The sequence below is a fragment of the Pseudomonas sp. MF09150 genome (assembly GCF_059862355.1).
This window is the reverse complement of the sequence record NZ_JCBCUS010000008.1, coordinates 131,491-150,517: the sequence shown is the minus strand read 5'-3', so window position 1 is coordinate 150,517 and position 19,027 is coordinate 131,491. Positions and strand designations below refer to the sequence as shown.

The window sequence follows — 19,027 nt, the reverse complement described above, 5'->3', positions numbered from 1 at the left end:
GACCGACATGCTCGATTCCAAACTGTTACGTAGCAACCTTCAGGACGTAGCGGACCGCCTGGCATCCCGTGGCTTTACCTTGGATGTAGCGCGCATCGAAGCGCTGGAAGAACAGCGCAAGACCGTCCAGACCCGCACCGAACAATTGCAGGCTGAACGCAATGCACGCTCCAAATCCATCGGCCAGGCCAAGCAGCGCGGTGAAGACATCGCGCCGTTGATGGCGGACGTCGAGCGCATGGCCGGCGAGTTGGCCAGCGGCAAGGTCGAGCTGGACGGGATTCAGACCGAGCTGGACGCGATCCTGCTCAATATTCCCAACCTGCCTCACGAGTCGGTGCCGGTGGGCGCCGATGAAGAGGGCAACGTTGAAGTGCGCCGTTGGGGCACGCCGACTGTCTTCGATTTCGAGGTCAAGGACCACGTCGCCCTGGGCGAGAAGTTCGGCTGGCTGGATTTCGAAACCGCCGCCAAGCTGTCCGGCGCGCGTTTTGCCCTGCTGCGTGGGCCGATCGCCCGCCTGCATCGCGCCCTGGCGCAGTTCATGATCAACCTGCACATCAACGAACACGGCTACGAAGAGGCCTACACGCCTTATCTGGTACAAGCGCCGGCCCTGCAGGGCACTGGCCAGTTGCCGAAGTTCGAGGAAGACCTGTTCAAGATCAGCCGCGAAGGCGAAGCCGACCTGTACCTGATCCCGACCGCCGAAGTGTCGCTGACCAACATCGTGGCTGGCGAGATCCTCGATCCGAAGCTGCTGCCGATCAAGTTTGTGGCCCACACGCCATGCTTCCGCAGCGAAGCCGGGGCCTCGGGTCGCGATACCCGCGGCATGATCCGTCAGCACCAGTTCGACAAGGTCGAGATGGTGCAAGTGGTCGAGCCCTCGACCTCGATGGAAGCGCTGGAAGGCCTGACCGCGAACGCCGAAAAAGTCCTGCAATTGCTGGGTCTGCCTTACCGCACCCTGGCCCTGTGCACCGGCGACATGGGCTTCAGCGCGGTCAAGACCTATGACCTGGAAGTGTGGATCCCCAGCCAGGACAAGTACCGCGAAATCTCGTCGTGCTCCAACTGCGGCGATTTCCAGGCGCGTCGCATGCAGGCGCGTTTCCGCAACCCGGAAACCGGCAAGCCGGAACTGGTGCACACCCTCAATGGCTCGGGCCTGGCAGTGGGCCGGACCCTGGTGGCGGTGCTGGAAAACTACCAGCAGGCCGACGGTTCGATCCGTGTGCCGGACGTGCTGAAACCCTACATGGGCGGCCTTGAGGTCATCGGCTAAATGGAGTTTCTGCCGCTGTTCCATAACCTGCGCGGCAGTCGTGTGTTGGTCGTCGGTGGAGGGGAGATTGCCTTGCGCAAATCCCGTCTGCTGGCCGATGCCGGTGCGCTGTTGCGGGTTGTTGCACCTGAAATAGAAGTGCAGTTGCGTGAACTGGTGACTGCCAGCGGCGGCGAATGCGTAGTGCGCGGTTACATCGAGGCGGACCTGGACGGCTGTGTGCTGATCATTGCCGCCACCGACGATGAACCGCTCAACGCCCAGGTGTCCGCCGACGCGCACAAGCGCTGCGTGCCGGTCAATGTGGTGGACGCGCCGGCCCTGTGCAGCGTGATCTTCCCGGCGATCGTCGACCGTTCGCCCCTGGTGATTGCGGTGTCCAGCGGTGGCGATGCGCCGGTGCTGGCACGGCTGATCCGGGCCAAGCTGGAAACCTGGATTCCTTCGACCTACGGCCAGCTGGCCGGTTTGGCGGCGCGCTTTCGCAGCCAGGTCAAAGGTCTGTTTCCAGATGTGCAGCAGCGTCGGGCGTTCTGGGAAGATGTTTTCCAGGGGCCGATTGCCGATCGCCAGTTGGCCGGGCAGGGGGCAGAAGCGGAGCGCCTGCTGATCGCCAAGATCGAAGGTGAAGCACCCCATGCGCCGGGTGAGGTGTATCTGGTCGGTGCCGGCCCGGGTGATCCGGACCTGCTGACCTTTCGCGCCTTGCGCCTGATGCAGCAAGCCGATGTGGTGCTGTACGACCGCCTGGTGGCGCCGGCGATTCTCGAATTGTGCCGGCGTGACGCCGAGCGGGTGTATGTCGGCAAGCGTCGCGCCGACCACGCGGTGCCCCAGGAGCAGATCAACCAGCAACTGGTGACCCTGGCCAAGCAAGGCAAGCGCGTGTTGCGGCTCAAGGGCGGCGACCCGTTTATTTTCGGGCGTGGCGGTGAGGAGATCGAGGAACTGGCGGCCCATGGCATCCCGTTCCAGGTGGTGCCGGGGATCACGGCGGCCAGCGGTTGCGCGGCGTACGCCGGGATTCCGCTGACCCACCGCGATTACGCGCAGTCGGTGCGGTTTGTCACCGGGCACCTCAAGGATGGTTCTTCGGACCTGCCCTGGAGCGACCTGGTTGGCCCCGCCCAGACTCTGGTGTTCTACATGGGCCTGGTGGGTTTGCCGATCATCTGCGAGCAGTTGATCAAGCACGGTCGCTCAGCTGATACCCCGGCGGCCTTGATCCAGCAGGGCACCACGTCCAACCAGCGGGTGTTTACCGGCACCCTGGCCGACCTGCCACGGCTAGTGGCGGAGCACGAAGTGCATGCCCCGACGCTGGTCATCGTCGGCGAAGTGGTCCAGCTTCGCGAAAAGCTGGCCTGGTTCGAAGGCGCCCAGTCTCAAGTCTGACCCCATCACCCATCCACTCCGGGGCATGACCTGGAGTGGGGGGGCGATGAGCACGCACTGCCGCATCAATTCCCCTGAAAGATTCCCCGCCCACTCAGGCGCTGCCGATCATGGCTGCGGGTGAAGTCCTGCGCCGGCCCTTTGGGCACGATGCCGGTCGGGTTGATGGTGCGGTGGCTGGCGTAGTAATGACCCTTGATATGGGTGAAGTCCACGGTCTCGCCAATCCCCGGCCATTGGTACATTTCCCTGAGCCAGCTCGACAGGTTCGGGTAGTCGGCAATACGCCGCAGGTTGCATTTGAAGTGGCTGTAATACACCGCGTCGAAGCGAATCAGCGTAGTGAACAAGCGCACATCGGCCTCGGTCAGGTACTCGCCTGCGAGGTAACGCCGCTCTCCCAGGCGCTGCTCCAGCCAGTCGAGTTCGGCAAATACATCATCAAAAGCCTGTTCATAGGCCTGTTGTGAGGTGGCGAAGCCGGCGCGGTACACGCCGTTGTTCACCGCCGGGTAAATCCGCGCGTTCAGTTGTTCGATGTCTGCGCGCAAGGTTTCTGGATACAGGTCGAGGCGGTTGCCGGTCAGGCCGTCGAAGGCGCTGTTGAACATGCGGATGATCTCCGCCGACTCGTTGCTGACAATGCGCTGCTGCTGTTTGTCCCACAGCACCGGCACCGTGACCCGGCCGGTGTAGTGGGGATCCTCAGCGGTATAGCGCTGGTGCATGTAGGTCAGGTGATCCAGCGAGTCGCCACTGGAGCCGTGGCTCTGGTCGAAGGTCCAGCCGTTTTCCAGCATCAGCCAACTGACGACGGAGACGTCGATCAGGCTTTCCAGGCCTTTGAGCTTGCGCAGGATCAGGGTGCGGTGGGCCCAGGGGCAGGCCAGGGATACATAGAGGTGATAGCGCCCGGCCTCGGCCGCAAAGCCGCCTTCACCGCTGGGGCCAGGCGCGCCGTCGGCCGTGACCCAGTTGCGGCGTTGCGCCTGTTCGCGCTGGAAGGCGCCGTCTTTGCTGCTCTCGTACCACTGGTCGTGCCAGCGCCCTTCAATCAGCAGGCCCATCGAATTCTCCTCGGCTGTTTTGCGTTGGAGTGCAGTCTATTCCGATGAGTTCGAACAAAAAGCGCAAAGCTTGCGGGTATATGATCGATTAAATCGATTTGTTTCGCGCATCCCAGAACCGCTGCGCCTGCTCGAAGGCTTGCTCGCGCGGTGTACCCAGGCCGCGCAGGGCCAGGGCCATGGTGGCGATCAGCGCCAGTTGCGGGTAGCTGTCGACCACCTCGCCACGCCACACCGCGAGCAACTGCTGCGGATCGAGGCTGGCGGGCTTTACATGGCGCTGGGCCGAGAGTGCCGGCCATTCTTCATCCCAGCTGACGCCGCCGGTGGTGCCGTAAAGATGGCAGGGACTGTCTGGATTGACCTCGATTTCGCCGCCATCGCCCTTGATCACGATCACGTTATCCCCCAGCAGGCCGCTGGCATCGCGGTGCACGCCCTGGTAGCCGGGGTGGAAGATGCTTTGCAGGCCGCAACGTGCGCCCAGCGGGTTGAGGATGCGTGCCAGGGAATGGATCGGCGAGCGCAGGCCGAGGATGTTGCGCAGGTCGATCATCCGCTGTAGCTGCGGTGCCCAGGCACCCAGCGGGATAAAGGCCAGGTTGCCCTGGTCCAGGGCCTGGTTCACCGCCTGCCAGTCATGGCACAGGGGAATGCCCAGGGGCTCCAGCAGTTGTTCGGTATACAAGCGCCCGGCGGTGTGCGCGCCACCGCCATGCAACAGGATGCGCACGCCGTTCTGCGCCAGGCATTTGGCCGCCAGCAGGTACCAGGGCAGATGGCGTTTTTTACCGGCGTAGGTCGGCCAATCCAGATCGAGGCGGATCGCCGGGGCATTCAGGCGCTCACGCAGGGCCAGGGTGAAGCCGGCCAGTTCTTCCGGGCTTTCCTCTTTGTGCCGCAGCAGCATCAGGAAAGCACCGAGCTGGGTGTCTTCGACCTTGCCGTCGAGCAGCATGCCCATGGCTTCCCGGGCTTCTTCACCGGTCAGGCTGCGGGCGCCGCGCTTGCCTTTGCCCAGGATCCGTACGAACGGGGCAAATGGATGCTCGGCCGGGGTTTCGGTGATCAGCGCAGGGGATTGGTTCATAAGCAATTGGTCGGCTTCGGCAGGCCCGCCAGCTTGGCGGCAAGTTTGGCGGGAGTGCCGTTGAACAGGCGGTTCAGGTGCAGGCTGTTGCCCTTTTCCGGGCCCAGCTTCAGGGCGGTGTATTTGATCAGCGGGCGAGTGGCCGGCGACAGCTGGTATTGGCCATGGAAATCGCGCAGCAGCTCAAGGATCTCCCAGTGCTCGGGGCTCAGTTCAATGCCTTCGACCGCCGCCAGGGCGCTGGCCACTTGCGGCGACCAGTCGGCCAGGTCGAGCAGGTAGCCGTCCTTGTCCAGGGCGATGCTGCGGGTGCCTACGGTGAGCGCATTCATAGCCAGCTGTTGACCTTGGCGTGCTGGATCGACAGGTCGACAAAGGCCGGGTAATCGATGGCCGTGGCCCAGGCCGGTGCGGCAAGGCCACGGGCTTGCAGGTCTTCAGCCAGGACGAACACCTGCAACGCCTCGGCACGGCCCTGCAAGTGGGCAAAGGGAGCGCTGCCAGGTTGTAGCGCGTACGCCGCGTCGCCGCACAGCAGCAGCGCGTCCCGCGCACCCAGCAGGCGCAGGCAGCTGTCGAGGCGGGTGTCGGTGAAGGGCGAGTGGGACAATACATGCAAGGTCGACATCAGAGGGTAATCACTTGGTCGTAACGATCGATAAGCGCACTCAGTTGCGCGGTTTCCAGCAACTGGACCTCATCCAGGCCCAGGTCCTGCGGATCCAGGCCGCGCTCGGCGATGCTGAAACCACAGGCAAACACTTGGTCCACGCCAAACAGCGACAGGGCCTGCAGGTTGGCGCTCAGGTCCTTCTGTTGCAGGGTCGCGGCGTGTTGCCGGGGCGCCAGTTGCCATACGCCGTCATCCAGGAACAGCAGGCCGATGGGCAGATCAAAGGCGCCGCCGGCCAGGACGATATCCAGCGCCTCGCGGGCGCCGGGGCCGGACCAGGGCGCCTGGCGGCTGATAATCAGCAGGGACTTGGGCATTTCAAGGCCCTCCAAAGCAGATCAGGCGATCGGCAGCTTGCGCCGCATCGTGCAACTGGCCGAGGCCGGACAACTCCCACGGCGCTTCGAGGTTGACCGCCGAGCGCTGATAACGTTGGGCTTCCTCAGTGTTCAGCACCCCGCGCCGCAGGGCTGCGGCAATGCACACCACGGCATCCAACTGATGGGTGGTCACCAGCTCGCGCCATTGGCGGGGCAGGTCCTGCTCATCCTGGGGGGTGACGATGTTGTTCGAGGCGCTGTACACGCCGTCCTGATAAAAAAACAGCCGGACAATCTCGTGCCCGCCGGCCAGCGCCGCTTGGGCGAACAGCAGGGCGCGACGCGAAGAGGGCTCGTGGGCGGCGCAGAACAGGGCTATGGCGAACTTCATGACGGACTCGGTCGGCAAATCTGGCGCAATGATAATGCTTTATCGAGGGATGGGCTAAACCCGTTTTTTCGTGCGGCGCTGGGCCGGGGCAGGCCTCGACATACCGGGTAACGCATCGGTCGGCCCAAACTGGCCCACGCTCGATAAACTCGCCCGCTGAAAAAACCAATCGATGACAAGGAGTGCGAGATGCAGGAACTCAAAGGTGCAGTGGTCGTGGTCACCGGTGCCGGTCGCGGCCTGGGTGCGGCCCTGGCGATCAGCCTGGCGGACCTGGGGTGCAAGCTGGTGCTGTGCGGACGCAGCGGCCATGCCCTGGCTGAAGTCGGGGCCATAATCGAGGCCCGTGGCGGCCTGGCGACCGAGCAAGTGGTGCTCGACCTCGCCGACACCGCCAGCGTCAGCGCGGCCCTGGCCAGCATCGAGCAGCGCCAGCCGCAGATCGACATCCTGATCAACAACGGCGCCATGTGGCTGGAGGCCAGCGAGCAACCCCACAGCGCCGCCGAAGTCAGCGGGGTGATCAATGCCGCCCTGACCGGAACCTTCCTCCTGACCCAGGGCCTGCTGCCGGCACTCAAGGCGTCCAGCCGCCCGGATGTGGTCACCATCGGCTCCATCAGCGGCCTGCCCAACGCGCCGCTGCACAGCGTGTCGTTGCCGTTCTATGCCGCCAAGCACGGGCAACTGGCGCTGGCCGATGGCCTGCGGCAGATGCTGGTCGGCACGCCACTGCGCTCGCTGTGCGTGCACCCGCCGTATCTTGAGGATATTTCGCCGCTGGACCCGCAATGGGCCCAGGTGCCTGAGCGGACCAAGGGCCAGCAGGGCACTAATCGGGATGTGGTCGAGGCGGTGGTTTTCGCTCTGACCCGGCCACGGCACATCAGCCTGTCGTCGATCGTCATCGATACCGACAACGGCGGCGTGTTCAGCTAAGCCCTCGGGCTATAGGCCGCGTGTTTCAGCGCGGCATATAGCCCAGTTGCCAGCGATGAGGGATCTTCAACGAGGCGATCCCCAGCAACGCCGACAAGCCGCCACTGACCAGCAGCGCCTTGATGCCCAGCTGGTGCTCCAGCAGCGCGCCGATCACCGCACCAACCAGCATCCCGGTCCAGGGCACCAGTTGCACCCGCCAGCCATTGCGTCGCTCGCCGAGCATCCAGCGTCCCAGGCCCCGGCCGAAGCGTGACAGGGCACCGGTGACATAGGTCAGGCCCACGGGCAGGCCGTTCACTTCTTCCACCGCCGCGTTGAGCATGCCCATGGCCACGATGGCGGCCAGCAAGGCCGGCAGGTGATTGGCAAACGGCCAGGCCGCGGCTGCGCAGAGCAGGGTGGCGATGCACAGCAGCAGGGGCAGGGCGCGGCGTCCGCCCAGGCGACTGACGACGATGCCCAGGGCGTTACCGGCAATAAAGGTGGCGATGCACAACGTCAGGCGCAGGGTCAGGCCCATGTCGCCATCGCTGATGGCCACGGCCAGGCGTGTGGTGTTGCCGCTCATAAAGGACACGAAGTCGCCGGTGGCCATAAAGCCGATGGCGTCGGTCATGCCCGCCAGCACCGACAGGCTGGCCACCAGGCCGAGGCCGATCCGCCCGCGCCATTTGCGGGTATTGAGCAAGCCTGGGTGAGTACGCGGTGTGGGCGGCGATGGCAGCATCAGTAGGCTCTCATGGGCGGTGAAGGTGTCAGAACCGGTTCACGATCGACTGCGCTTGGCTCATGCGGCGTTAAAAAGAGCTGAGCGTCGCTCGCCAGATCATCAACAGGTTGTCAGTTCGGGCTATCCAGGCCATGCAACTGGCAGTATTCGGCCCAGTCCATGCCGGCCATCTCGGCCACCTCCTTGTGCACTTCCAGGCGCTGGGCCTGGAAATCTTCGGCGCTGGAGGCAGTCAGTTGCAAACTCAGTTCCCAGGCAAACAAACCCAGGCGCTCGGCTTCGGCTTCAAAGGCTTCATGCAGGCGTTCATCGCGGTACTGCTCGGGCGTCTCGCCCTTGACCTGGGCTTCAAGCGGATTGAGCTTGTCCAGTGCTTCGCGCAGTTCGGGGCGCGCGGCGAGAAATCTTTCCAGGGCTATTTCGTGGTGCGGGGCATTGGCGGGCATCGGGGCTCCTTGAGGGGAACGGGCAGCCTTCAGGCATCAAGCCTGGGGCAGGGGATGTTCTGGCATTTCACTGCGTATCTGTTGCAGATCCTTGTGCGGGATCACGTAGGTGCGGGCGAGCATATCGCCTATTCGCTGGCAGCGGCTTGATTCCGCGCAGGCCATCAGTGGGACAAAGGCGAAAGCGGCCTCCAGGTAGCGGGTGGCGCCTCTGATCAGTACCTGGATCAGCGTCGGCGGCGCCCCGGCGGCGTTGATCACCATCAGGCCCAGGGCGCTTTTGCCGGGCGTCCGGCCCTTGAAGAAATACTCCCAGGCCACGAAGTACAAGGGCCAGACCAGCATGAACAACATCGAATGGAGGTAGGGCTCCAGCCCCGTCTGTTGCTCGAGGTCGAGCAAGCGTCTGACCGGCTGCAATGCCAGCACCCCATGCAGGCTCAGCGACAGGAGCAAATACGCCGCCAGCGCCAGCACTTGGTCGAGCATGAAGGCGGCGGCGCGGCGCAGGATCAGTTGGGTTCTTGAGACTTCCATGGTCGATTCCAAAGTTTTTTCCATCACATCGGGCGCAGTGTAATCCCCGCAGGGCGGGGTGTCGCAGTGGTTTTGGCGGGGGACGGCTTTCGGTGAAAATACCTGTGCCTCAAAATAGTGCGAACCTTTTGCATCTCCCCGGACTCGAAGCGTTTCCTGAATCATTTGCCTTCTAACAGGGAGATTTAAAAAGCGATGTCAAACGTATTCGGAACCGCACTCAAGGGCTCTATCCTGGCCTTCCTGGCCCTGCCTGCCGCCGCGATCGCCGCGCCTGATACGGGCCCGATCTCGACGTTCGGGATCCTCGGCAGCTACAACGATTTCAAGCTCGAAGGCGGCAGCGACAGCCAGAAGGATCACCTGCCGGAGGGTGGCCTGTTCTATAACTTCGGCAACAAAATGACCGCCGAATCGGGTTTTATCTACCAGGCCGGGGTCGACGCCAAATTCGGCAAGAAGGACGACAACAAACTCAAGGAAGGCCAGGCCGACCTCGACCTTGGCTGGCGTGCCGCGCTGGATGCGCGCAACTTCGTCGATGTGCTGGTGGGCGGCGGCTACAGCTGGACCCGTTACGAGCCAGAGATCGACGACTACGACACCAAGCTCACCACCAAGTCGCCGTTCGCCAAGGCGGCCATCGGTTACAACCATCAGTTCGATGACATGACCATGCGCGTCGAACTGGGTGCGCGGCGCACCATCGACGGCAAGGTCAAGCTCAAGGTCGACGATGTCGGCAGCGACACTGTGGACCTCAAGGACCGCACCAACCCTTACGCCGAAGTCAGCCTGCTGATGAACCAGAAAGGCTCGCTGCCGGTGATGGCCGGTGTGTATTACACCCGCACCGAATACAAGCTGGACCAGGATTCGGACGTGGCCGACAACACCAAGCTCAAGCGTGACGAGTACGGGGTGAAGGTCGGTATCGCCTTCTAGGCCTGCCGTCCCCGGTCAGGGCCACCGGCACTGGCGTGCGCAATGCCGCCAGTGTCGGCTGCCTGGCTACAGCAGTTTCCAGGTGTAACTGAGCAGCAGGCGGTTTTCATCGATATCGGTTCGGTAGTTGGAACGTGCCGCCACGTTGCGCAGCTTGATCCCCAGCCCGCCCAGCAGGCCGGACTGGATCACATAGCCGATGTCCAGGTCCCGCTCCCAATCCTTGCCCTCGTAGCCCTTGCCAGTGTCGACGTTGTCACCGCGAATGTAGCGCACGGTGCTGGTCAGGCCCGGCCAGCCCATGGCGGCGAAGTCATAGTCGTAGCGTGCTTGCCATGAGCGCTCGTCGGCGTAGGCGAACTCGTAGGTCGGCACCTCGTTGCCCAGCGGTGAGATATTGGCAAACACCCGGGGGAACGAGCTGTCGCCGTACATCCCCTGATACCCCAGGTAAACGGTATGCCCGCCGCGCTTGGCCGAGAGGAGGGAAAAGAACGCGCGGTTGTCGATCCGGCCCAGCAGTTGCCGGCCTTCTTCGCTGGAATCGTAGTAGCCGAGGTTGGCGCCCAGGACCCAGGAGCCCACGGGCTGGCTGTGCTTGAGGCCGAGAAAGCGCTGCTGATAAATGTCTTGCAGCTGGCCGTACCAGGCACTGACCGTGGTGCGTTTGCTGTTGAAGGCATAGTCGGCACCGGCGTAGTTGAAGCCGTCGCTGCTGACCTGGCGTTGCGGTACATGGCCCAGCATGGCTTGCAGGTCGCTGTGTCCGGATTCGTTGCGCAGGCTGGTGGAGCGCAGGCGCCCGCCTTGCAGGGTCAGGCCATCGATGTCGTTGGAGGTCAGGCTGGCGCCCTGGTAGGACGGCGGCAGCAGGCGGATATCACTGAAGCTCAGCACCGGCAGGTTGGGTTGCAATTCGCCGACCCGCAGTTCGGTTTTTGCCAGCCGCAGTTTCAGCGCTGCGCCCAGGCGGCTGTAACTGTCGGCCGCTTCGCCGTCCTCCTGCACCGGCAGCAACCCGGTGTTGACCCGGCCCTTGCCGCTGTCTAGCTTCAGCCCGAGGGTGCCGATGGCGTCGACCCCGACGCCGACCAGCCCCGGCGTATAGCCGGATTTGAAATTGAGAATGAAGCCTTGTGCCCATTCCTGGGCCATGGATTTTTCCGGGCCGCGAATGTCCGAATAGTCGCGGCTGAAAAAGTAGTTGCGGGCTTGCAGGGTGGCGCTGGCGTCTTTGATAAAGCCGCCTTCGTCAGCCAGCAGGGACAGGGGTGCACCAAGACACAGCGCGCTGGAGACCAGCACGGTCGGGGTCATCGCAGGTTTCATTGCTTTTACTCTTATTGTTATTGAAAGCAGTTCACTGCGGCGCAGGCTAGGGGCCGGGGAGGGTGGGCAATATCCGCTTTTTGCAGACCTGTATCCGCTTTGTGCAAGGGCCGTTCGGCCCCGGGGGGCGGGGATGGCTTCAGGTCTTGCTGGCGCGCAGTTCGTCAACCATGCGCAAGCAGTGGCTAAGCCCCGGCGAGACGTCGGCGACCCGGCGGCTGAGGATGATCGGCGAGGTGGCGTTGCTCTCCAGCAGCGGGCTGAAGCCGATGTCGTTGCGGTGCAGCACCTGGACCGAGGCCGGCACCAGGGTGATGCCGATCCCGGCGCCGACCAGGCCGATGGCGGTCTGCAATTCGTTGGTCCATTGGGCAATGCGCACCGTCAGGCCGTGGGAGCTGAACAGTGCAATCACATGATCGGCGTAGCTCGGGCGCGGGTTGCCGGGGTACAGCACAAAAGGCTCGTCGGCCAACTGGCTGAGGCTCACCGGCTGGCCGAGCAACGGGTGCCCGGCGGGCAGGGCGGCCACCAGCCGGTCTTCGGTCAGCACCCGTTGGACGATGGCCGGGTCGTCGATGCGGATCCGGCCGAAGCCGACATCGATGCGCCCGGCCTTGAGGGCTTCGACCTGTTGCAGGGTAGTCATTTCCGACAGGCCCAGCTCCAGCTCCAGGGTCTCGTCGCTGCGCAGGCGACGGATCAGTTGCGGCAGGACGCCATACAGGGTCGAAGGCGCAAAGCCGATGCCGAGCCAGGTTTTTTGCCCGAGGCCGATGCGCCGCGTGTTGTCGCAGACCTTGCCCAGCTGTTCGAGCAGCACGCTGGAGTGCTCATAGAAAAACCGTCCGGCCTCGGTCAGCCGCAGCGGCCGGCCGCGTTCGAGCAGCAGCACCCCCAGTTCCTCTTCCAGTTGCTGGATCTGCCGGCTCAGCGGCGGCTGGGCGATGTGCAGGCGCTCGGCGGCCTTGGTGAAGTTCAGGGTCTGACCCAGCACCTGGAAGTAACGCAGATGACGCAGCTCCATACCGCCTCCGAGGAAAATCTTGAATACCTTTAAGGTATCGAACCAGACCAATTCTATATTGGAACCCCAGAAAAAGCCGTACCAGAATCGGCTGCATAACTTCAAGAACCTGACGGGTATGGAAATGCTTTCTTCTGCCATTGAATCGATCGAGACGATCATCGTCGATCTGCCGACTATTCGTCCGCACAAGCTGGCGATGCACACCATGCAGAACCAGACCCTGGTGCTGATCCGCCTGCGTTGCGCCGACGGCATCGAAGGCATTGGCGAATCCACCACCATCGGCGGCCTGGCCTACGGCAACGAAAGCCCGGACAGCATCAAGACCAATATCGATCGTTTCTTCACCCCGTTGCTGGTCGGCCAGGACAGCAGCAACGTCAACGCCGCCATGCTGCGCCTGGAGCGCAGCATCCGTGGCAACACCTTCGCCAAATCCGGTATTGAAACCGCCTTGCTCGACGCTCAGGGCAAGCGCCTCGGGCTGCCGGTCAGCGAGTTGCTCGGTGGCCGGGTGCGCGACGCCTTGCCGGTGGCCTGGACCCTGGCCAGCGGCGACACCGCCAAGGACATCGCCGAAGCGGAAAAAATGCTCGACCTGCGCCGCCACCGCATCTTCAAGCTGAAGATCGGCGCCGGTGAAGTCGACCGGGATCTGGCCCACGTGATCGCCATCAAGAAAGCCCTGGGCGACCGTGCCAGCGTGCGGGTCGACGTCAACCAGGCCTGGGATGAAGCGGTCGCAGTGCGCGCCTGCCGGATCCTCGGCAACAACGGCATCGACCTGATCGAACAACCCATCTCGCGCAACAACCGCTCCGGCATGGTCCGCCTCAACGCCATCAGCCCGGCACCGATCATGGCCGATGAATCCATCGAATGCGTGGAAGACGCCTTCAACCTGGCCCGCGAAGGCGCGGCGTCGGTGTTTGCCCTGAAGATCGCCAAAAACGGCGGCCCCCGCGCGGTCCTGCGCACGGCGGCCATTGCCGAGGCGGCGGGCATCGGCCTGTATGGCGGCACCATGCTTGAAGGCGGGATCGGCACCCTGGCCTCGGCCCATGCCTTCCTGACCCTGAGCAAGCTGAGCTGGGACACCGAACTGTTCGGCCCGCTGCTGCTGACCGAAGACATTCTCAGCGAGCCACCGGAGTACCGCGATTTCCAGCTGCATGTATCGAACGCGCCGGGCCTGGGCCTGAGCCTGGACGAAGAGCGCCTGGCGTTCTTCCGCCGCGATAAAACCTCCACCCTTCATACTGCCTGAGGAGAGCGCCATGCTATTCCACGTCAAAATGACCGTGAACCTTCCGCTCGACATGAACCCCGAACGCGCCGCGCAGCTCAAGGCCGACGAAAAGGCCCTGGCCCAGCGCCTGCAGGATCAGGGCAAGTGGCGCCACCTGTGGCGCATTGCCGGCCTGTATGCCAACTACAGCGTGTTCGATGTCGACAGCGTGCAGGAACTGCACGATCTACTGATGCAACTGCCGCTGTATCCGTACATGGCTATCGAAGTCAACGCCATGTGCAGGCATCCTTCGTCCATCCGTGAGGACGATCGCTGAGTCGCTGGTCAGTCTGAGAACCACTCTAATAAATACAAGATGAGGAACAATCATGAACGTCAGAATTTCCCACACTGCCGATGCCCAGAAGTTTCTTGAGGAAGCCAGCGGCCAGTTCACCGAAGGCGGCAACCCACGGGCCAAGGCGCTGATCTACCGGATCCTGCGCGACTCGGTGAACATCATCGAAGACCTGGACGTGACCCCGGAAGAGTTCTGGAAGGCCGTCAACTACCTCAACGTTCTGGGCGCACGCCAGGAAGCCGGGCTGCTGGCCGCAGGCCTGGGCCTGGAACACTACCTGGACCTGCTGATGGACGCCGCCGACGAACAGGCCGGCAAAAGCGGTGGCACCCCGCGCACCATCGAAGGTCCGCTGTATGTGGCCGGCGCGCCCCTGACCCAGGGTGAGGCGCGGCTTGACGACGGCGTCGACCCGGGCGTGGTGTTGTTCATGCGCGGCCAGGTCAAGAACACCGCTGGCGAACCGCTGGCCGGCGCCATTGTCGATGTCTGGCATGCCAACACCGGCGGCACCTATTCCTACTTCGATGACAGCCAGTCGGAATTCAACCTGCGCCGGCGCATCGTCACCGACGCCGAAGGCCGCTATCGCTTCCGCAGCATCGTGCCGTCGGGTTACGGTTGCCCGCCGGACGGTCCAACCCAGCAGTTGCTCGACCAACTGGGCCGCCATGGCCAGCGTCCGGCGCATATTCACTTCTTTATCTCGGCCGATGACCATCGCCATTTGACCACCCAGATCAACCTGGATGGCGATGAATACCTGCACGACGACTTCGCCTATGCCACTCGCGACGAGCTGATCGCCCAGATCACCTTCAGTGAAGACCAGGCGCGGGCCAAGGCCCTGGGCGTCAGCGGGCGCTTTGCCGAAATCGAGTTCGACTTCACCCTGCAGTCCTCGGCCCAGCCGGACGAGCAGCAGCGCATGGAGCGAGTACGCGCCCTGGAGGATTGATAAAGGGTGTGCTGATGTTTCCAAACCACGGGATGACCTAGCGGCTGTCCCGTGGTTTTTGGCATTGTGGCAAGCGTTGCGTGATGGGCCAGCGGTGGCGATCGATCACCGTCCGATAATAACAATCAGAGTGACCGGGTTATGGAAACGCATCTGTTGAGTGAGCGCAGTAGGGTGTTTGTGCACGCCGATCCCTATGCGGTATCCGGCTATGTGAACCAGCACGTGGGCAACCATTGCATCCGCCTGCCCAAGTCCGGCAGCCCCCAGGCCAGCCTCAATCACCGCCAGTTCGCCAGCCTCGATCTGTGCAGCATCAGCTACGGCGGCAGCGTCCGCGTGACCTCGCCGGCGCTGGAAACCATCTACCACCTGCAAGTGCTGCTGCGCGGCCATTGCCTGTGGCGTGGCCATCGCCAGGAACATTACTTCGCCCCTGGGGAGTTGCTGCTGATCAACCCCGATGACCCGGTGGACCTGACCTATTCCGACGATTGCGAAAAATTCATTATCAAGATGCCCACCCGCCTGCTCGAATCGGTATGCCAGGAACAGCGCTGGCTGTATCCGGGGCAGGGCGTGCGCTTCCTGGAAAACCGCTACCAGCTGCATGAGCTGGAGGGCTTCATCCACCTGTTGAGCATGGTCTGCCGTGAAGCCGAGGCTGCCGAGCGCATGCCCAGGGTGCAGGAGCACTATGCGCAGATCGTGGTGAGCAAGATGCTCAGCCTGATGAAAACCAATGTCCGGCGCGCAGGGCTGGGCTCGTCTTCGGCGACCTTTGAGCTGATTGCCGATTACATCGAGAACAACCTCAAGCAAGACATCGGCTGCGAAGAACTGGCGCAGCAGGCGCAGATGAGCCTGCGTTCGCTGTACGGCCTGTTCGAACGCAACGCCCGCACCACGCCCAAACACTACATCCGTCAGAAGAAACTGGAACGGGTCAACGCCTGCCTCAGCGACCCCAGCTGCAACGTGCGCAACGTCACCGAACTGGCGATGGATTTCGGTTTTCTGCACCTGGGGCGCTTCTCCGAAAACTACCGCAAGCAATTCGGCGAACTGCCTTCCGATACCCTCAAGCGCCGGCATTGATCCGCCTGGCGATGCCTTCCCCTGAATAACGCGGCGCCCTTGCCGGCCAGCGCAGCCTCGCGCCTCGGCAGCGGCTACAGACTGGTGTAGCCGCCGCAGGCTCGGACCGCGTTCGGACGCTGGCCCTCAACAGCGCCGGTGATCCAGCTGAATAACGCGGCGCCCTTGCCGGCCAGCGCAGCCTTGCGCCTCGGCAGCGGCTACAGGGATTTGCACAAAACGGATAGTGGTCTGCAGTCAGTGGATATTGCGTCCACCCCCCGCGTCCTAGGATGAGCCTGCCTGAATAAAAACAATGGAGGCGGCGGCCATGTCCCTGCGACCCGAATACCTTCACTCCCTGCTTGAAGAAGATAAAGAGCAGGGCGTCTACCGCTGCAAGCGGGAGATGTTCACCGACCCTCGTCTGTTCGATCTGGAGATGCAGCACATCTTCGAAGGCAACTGGCTGTACCTCGCCCACGAGAGCCAGATCCCCAACAACAACGATTACTACACCACCACCATGGGCCGCCAATCGATCTTCATCGCGCGCAACAAGGAGGGGGTGCTCAACGCCTTTATCAACGCCTGCAGTCATCGCGGCGCCATGCTGTGTCGGCACAAGACCGGCAACAAATCCTCCTACACCTGCCCGTTCCACGGCTGGACCTTCAACAACTCCGGCAAGCTGCTCAAGGTCAAGGACCCGGCTGCCGCGGGCTACCCCTCGAGTTTCAACTGCGAAGGCTCCCATGACCTGACCAAGGTCGCACGCTTCGAGTCCTACCGCGGCTTCCTGTTCGGCAGCCTCAAGGCCGACGTGCTGCCCCTGGTGGAGCACCTGGGGGAGTCGGCAAAGATCATCGACATGATCGTCGACCAGTCCGCCGACGGCCTGGAAGTGCTGCGCGGCTCCTCGAGTTACATCTATGAAGGCAACTGGAAACTCACCGCTGAAAATGGCGCCGACGGCTACCACGTCAGCTCGGTGCATTGGAACTACGCCGCCACCCAGAACCAGCGCAAGCAGCGCGAGGCCGGCGAAGACATCCGCACCATGAGCGCCGGCAGCTGGGCCAAGCAGGGCGGCGGTTTCTACTCCTTCGACAAGGGCCACATGCTGCTCTGGACCCGCTGGTCCAACCCCGAGGATCGCCCGCTGTACGAGCGCCGTGACGAGCTGGCCCAGGACTTCGGCCAGGCCCGTGCCGACTGGATGATCGAGAACTCGCGCAACCTGTGCCTGTACCCCAACGTCTACCTGATGGACCAGTTCAGCTCGCAGATCCGCATCGCCCGGCCGATCTCCGTGGACCGCACCGAAATCACCATCTACTGCATCGCGCCCAAGGGTGAAAGCGACCACGCCCGCTCCAGTCGGATTCGCCAGTACGAAGACTTCTTCAACGTCAGCGGCATGGCCACCCCCGATGACCTCGAAGAATTCCGCTCCTGCCAGATGGGCTACCAGGGCAGCACCACGGCCTGGAACGACATGTCCCGGGGTGCCGAACACTGGGTCGAAGGCCCGGACGCGGCGGCGCAAGAGATCGACCTCAAGCCCATCCTCAGCGGCGTGCGCACCGAAGACGAAGGCCTGTTCGTGATGCAGCACAAGTACTGGCAGGAAACCATGCTCCGCGCCCTGGCGGCCGACGAGTCGCGCAAGATCGCCGTGGAGGCCGTGCAATGAGCATTTCCTATGAGGCCGTGCGCGACTTCCTGTACCGCGAAGCCCGTTACCTGGACGACAAGGACTGGGACAGCTGGCTGGAACTCTATGCCGCCGACGCCACCTTCTGGATGCCGTCCTGGGACGACAACGACCAACTCACCGAAGACCCGCAGCGGGAAATCTCGCTGATCTGGTACGGCAACCGCTGCGGCCTCGAAGACCGCGTGTTCCGGATCAAGACCGAGCGCTCCAGCGCGAGCATTCCCGACACCCGCACCTCGCACAACCTGAGCAATATCGAGCTGCTGGAGCAGGGCGACGGCCTGTGCCGCGTGCGCTTCAACTGGCACACCCTGAGCTTTCGCTACAAGACCGTAGACAGCTACTTCGGCAGCAGTTTCTACACCCTGGATGTGCGCGGCGACCACCCGCTGATCCTGGCCAAGAAGGTCATCCTGAAGAACGATTACGTTCGTCAGGTCGTCGATTTCTACCACCTCTGAGGCGACTGCCATGACTCATCAAATCGCACTCAACTTCGAAGACGGGGTGACCCGCTTCGTCGCCGCCAACGCCGGGGAAACCGTGGCCGACGCAGCTTATCGGCAAGGCATCAACATCCCCCTGGATTGCCGCGACGGCGCCTGCGGCACCTGCAAATGCTTCGCCGAGGCCGGGCGCTACGACCTGGGCGAGGACTACATCGATGACGCCTTGACCGCGGACGAAGCCGAGCAGGGTTTTGTCCTCACCTGCCAGATGCGCGCCTTGAGCGATTGCGTGGTGCGGGTGCCGGCCTCGTCCCAGGTGTGTCGCGCTGCCCAGGCGACCTTTACCGCCAGCATCAGCGCGGTGCGCCAGCTGTCCGACAGCACCATTGCCCTGTTGATCAAGGGCGAGGCCTTGAGCAAGCTGGCGTTCCTCCCGGGGCAGTACGTGAACCTTGCGGTGCCGGGCAGCGAGCAGAGCCGGGCCTATTCCTTCAGCTCCCTGCAGCGTGATGGCGAGGTCAGCTTTCTGATTCGCAACGTGCCTGGCGGGCTGATGAGCAGCTTCCTTACCGGGCGGGCCTTGGCCGGCGACAGCATGAGCCTGGCCGGCCCTCTGGGCAGTTTCTACCTGCGCGACATCCGCCGGCCGTTGCTGCTGCTGGCGGGTGGCACCGGCCTTGCGCCCTTTACCGCGATGCTGGAGAAAATCGCCGAACAGGGCAGCGAGTACCCGCTGCACCTGATCTACGGCGTGACCAACGACTTCGATCTGGTGGAGCTGGACCGCCTGCAAGCCCTGGCCGCGCGCATCCCCAACTTCAGTTTCAGCGCCTGCGTGGCCAACCCCGAGAGCCGGCACCCGCTCAAGGGCTACGTGACCCAGCACATCGAGCCCCAGCACCTGAACAACGGCGATGTCGACGTCTACCTCTGCGGCCCGCCGCCGATGGTCGAGGCGGTGAGCCAGTTCATTCGCGAGCAGGGCATCGCCCCGGCGAATTTCTACTACGAAAAGTTCGCCGCCAGCGCGGCCTGAGCTTCGCGGGCG

The 19,027-nt window shown here is 63.3% G+C and carries 22 protein-coding genes; 11 read left to right on the top strand and 11 right to left on the bottom strand.

The window, feature by feature from the left end:
* Positions 1-7: 7 nt before the first annotated feature.
* Both serS and cysG read left to right on the top strand, forming a co-directional pair.
* The gene (gene serS, locus AC19YX_RS26620; protein WP_078473577.1) at positions 8-1,288 is read left to right on the top strand and encodes a serine--tRNA ligase; all 1,281 of its coding nucleotides are present in this window, start codon (positions 8-10) and stop codon (positions 1,286-1,288) included.
* Entirely contained in the window at positions 1,289-2,683 is a 1,395-nt protein-coding gene (cysG, locus tag AC19YX_RS26615; RefSeq protein ID WP_078473576.1) for a siroheme synthase CysG, read from the top strand.
* Positions 2,684-2,748: 65 nt separating this feature from the next.
* On the opposite strand, the gene AC19YX_RS26610 is transcribed toward cysG, so the two are convergent.
* The 6 genes from AC19YX_RS26610 to tusD all read right to left on the bottom strand — a co-directional run bounded on the left by AC19YX_RS26610 (position 2,749) and on the right by tusD (position 6,224).
* The gene (locus AC19YX_RS26610; protein WP_500607397.1) at positions 2,749-3,750 is read right to left on the bottom strand and encodes a glutathione S-transferase family protein; all 1,002 of its coding nucleotides are present in this window, start codon (positions 3,748-3,750) and stop codon (positions 2,749-2,751) included.
* Between the two features lie 88 nt (positions 3,751-3,838).
* The gene (locus tag AC19YX_RS26605) at positions 3,839-4,840 is read right to left on the bottom strand and encodes a glycosyl transferase family protein (protein ID WP_500607396.1); all 1,002 of its coding nucleotides are present in this window, start codon (positions 4,838-4,840) and stop codon (positions 3,839-3,841) included.
* Positions 4,837-5,172, bottom strand: a complete 336-nt coding sequence (locus AC19YX_RS26600) for a TusE/DsrC/DsvC family sulfur relay protein (protein ID WP_500607395.1) — start codon at positions 5,170-5,172, stop codon at positions 4,837-4,839. Before AC19YX_RS26600 ends, AC19YX_RS26605 begins: the two co-directional genes overlap by 4 nt.
* The gene (gene tusB / locus AC19YX_RS26595; RefSeq protein ID WP_500607394.1) at positions 5,169-5,468 is read right to left on the bottom strand and encodes a sulfurtransferase complex subunit TusB; all 300 of its coding nucleotides are present in this window, start codon (positions 5,466-5,468) and stop codon (positions 5,169-5,171) included. The genes AC19YX_RS26600 and tusB overlap by 4 nt, the downstream gene beginning before the upstream one ends.
* Positions 5,468-5,830, bottom strand: a complete 363-nt coding sequence (tusC, locus tag AC19YX_RS26590) for a sulfurtransferase complex subunit TusC (protein ID WP_078473571.1) — start codon at positions 5,828-5,830, stop codon at positions 5,468-5,470. The genes tusB and tusC overlap by 1 nt, the downstream gene beginning before the upstream one ends.
* A gap of 1 nt (position 5,831) precedes the next feature.
* The gene (tusD, locus tag AC19YX_RS26585; protein ID WP_500607393.1) at positions 5,832-6,224 is read right to left on the bottom strand and encodes a sulfurtransferase complex subunit TusD; all 393 of its coding nucleotides are present in this window, start codon (positions 6,222-6,224) and stop codon (positions 5,832-5,834) included.
* A gap of 189 nt (positions 6,225-6,413) precedes the next feature.
* Between tusD and AC19YX_RS26580 the strand changes: the two genes are divergently transcribed.
* A complete protein-coding gene (locus AC19YX_RS26580; RefSeq protein ID WP_500607392.1) occupies positions 6,414-7,163 on the top strand; it encodes an SDR family oxidoreductase in 750 nt (249 codons plus the stop codon).
* 25 nt (positions 7,164-7,188) lie between these two features.
* Here the strand turns inward: AC19YX_RS26580 and AC19YX_RS26575 are convergent, their stop codons facing one another.
* The 3 genes from AC19YX_RS26575 to AC19YX_RS26565 form a co-directional block, all read right to left on the bottom strand.
* Positions 7,189-7,893 carry a YoaK family protein gene (locus AC19YX_RS26575; RefSeq protein WP_421549501.1) on the bottom strand — a complete coding sequence of 235 codons (705 nt, stop codon included), beginning with the start codon at positions 7,891-7,893 and terminating at the stop codon, positions 7,189-7,191.
* Between the two features lie 113 nt (positions 7,894-8,006).
* The gene (locus tag AC19YX_RS26570; RefSeq protein WP_078473568.1) at positions 8,007-8,342 is read right to left on the bottom strand and encodes a DUF6388 family protein; all 336 of its coding nucleotides are present in this window, start codon (positions 8,340-8,342) and stop codon (positions 8,007-8,009) included.
* A 36-nt stretch (positions 8,343-8,378) separates the two neighbouring features.
* Entirely contained in the window at positions 8,379-8,879 is a 501-nt protein-coding gene (locus AC19YX_RS26565; protein ID WP_500607391.1) for an RDD family protein, read from the bottom strand.
* A 195-nt stretch (positions 8,880-9,074) separates the two neighbouring features.
* Between AC19YX_RS26565 and AC19YX_RS26560 the strand changes: the two genes are divergently transcribed.
* Positions 9,075-9,824: an outer membrane beta-barrel protein gene (locus AC19YX_RS26560; protein WP_078473567.1), complete on the top strand. Its 750-nt coding sequence runs from the start codon at positions 9,075-9,077 to the stop codon at positions 9,822-9,824.
* Between the two features lie 66 nt (positions 9,825-9,890).
* On the opposite strand, the gene AC19YX_RS26555 is transcribed toward AC19YX_RS26560, so the two are convergent.
* On the bottom strand, positions 9,891-11,153 hold the full coding sequence (locus AC19YX_RS26555) for an OprD family porin (RefSeq protein ID WP_201131628.1): 1,263 nt from the start codon (positions 11,151-11,153) through the stop codon (positions 9,891-9,893).
* Positions 11,154-11,292: 139 nt separating this feature from the next.
* Positions 11,293-12,180, bottom strand: a complete 888-nt coding sequence (locus tag AC19YX_RS26550; protein WP_500607390.1) for a LysR family transcriptional regulator — start codon at positions 12,178-12,180, stop codon at positions 11,293-11,295.
* Between the two features lie 124 nt (positions 12,181-12,304).
* Here AC19YX_RS26550 and AC19YX_RS26545 point away from each other — a divergent pair, with 124 nt between their 5' ends.
* The 7 genes from AC19YX_RS26545 to benC all read left to right on the top strand — a co-directional run bounded on the left by AC19YX_RS26545 (position 12,305) and on the right by benC (position 19,015).
* Complete coding sequence (locus tag AC19YX_RS26545) at positions 12,305-13,450, top strand: muconate cycloisomerase family protein (protein ID WP_500607544.1); 1,146 nt, start codon at positions 12,305-12,307, stop codon at positions 13,448-13,450.
* 10 nt (positions 13,451-13,460) lie between these two features.
* A complete protein-coding gene (catC, locus tag AC19YX_RS26540) occupies positions 13,461-13,751 on the top strand; it encodes a muconolactone Delta-isomerase (RefSeq protein ID WP_078474146.1) in 291 nt (96 codons plus the stop codon).
* A 52-nt stretch (positions 13,752-13,803) separates the two neighbouring features.
* Positions 13,804-14,733, top strand: coding sequence for a catechol 1,2-dioxygenase (gene catA / locus AC19YX_RS26535; RefSeq protein ID WP_078474147.1), 930 nt, complete (start codon positions 13,804-13,806; stop codon positions 14,731-14,733).
* Positions 14,734-14,874: 141 nt separating this feature from the next.
* Positions 14,875-15,831: an AraC family transcriptional regulator gene (locus tag AC19YX_RS26530; protein WP_020296705.1), complete on the top strand. Its 957-nt coding sequence runs from the start codon at positions 14,875-14,877 to the stop codon at positions 15,829-15,831.
* A gap of 310 nt (positions 15,832-16,141) precedes the next feature.
* Complete coding sequence (gene benA, locus AC19YX_RS26525) at positions 16,142-17,506, top strand: benzoate 1,2-dioxygenase large subunit (protein ID WP_078474149.1); 1,365 nt, start codon at positions 16,142-16,144, stop codon at positions 17,504-17,506.
* Entirely contained in the window at positions 17,503-17,991 is a 489-nt protein-coding gene (gene benB / locus AC19YX_RS26520; RefSeq protein ID WP_078474150.1) for a benzoate 1,2-dioxygenase small subunit, read from the top strand. The genes benA and benB overlap by 4 nt, the downstream gene beginning before the upstream one ends.
* A 10-nt stretch (positions 17,992-18,001) precedes the next feature.
* Positions 18,002-19,015 carry a benzoate 1,2-dioxygenase electron transfer component BenC gene (benC, locus tag AC19YX_RS26515; protein ID WP_500607389.1) on the top strand — a complete coding sequence of 338 codons (1,014 nt, stop codon included), beginning with the start codon at positions 18,002-18,004 and terminating at the stop codon, positions 19,013-19,015.
* Positions 19,016-19,027 lie beyond the last annotated feature (12 nt).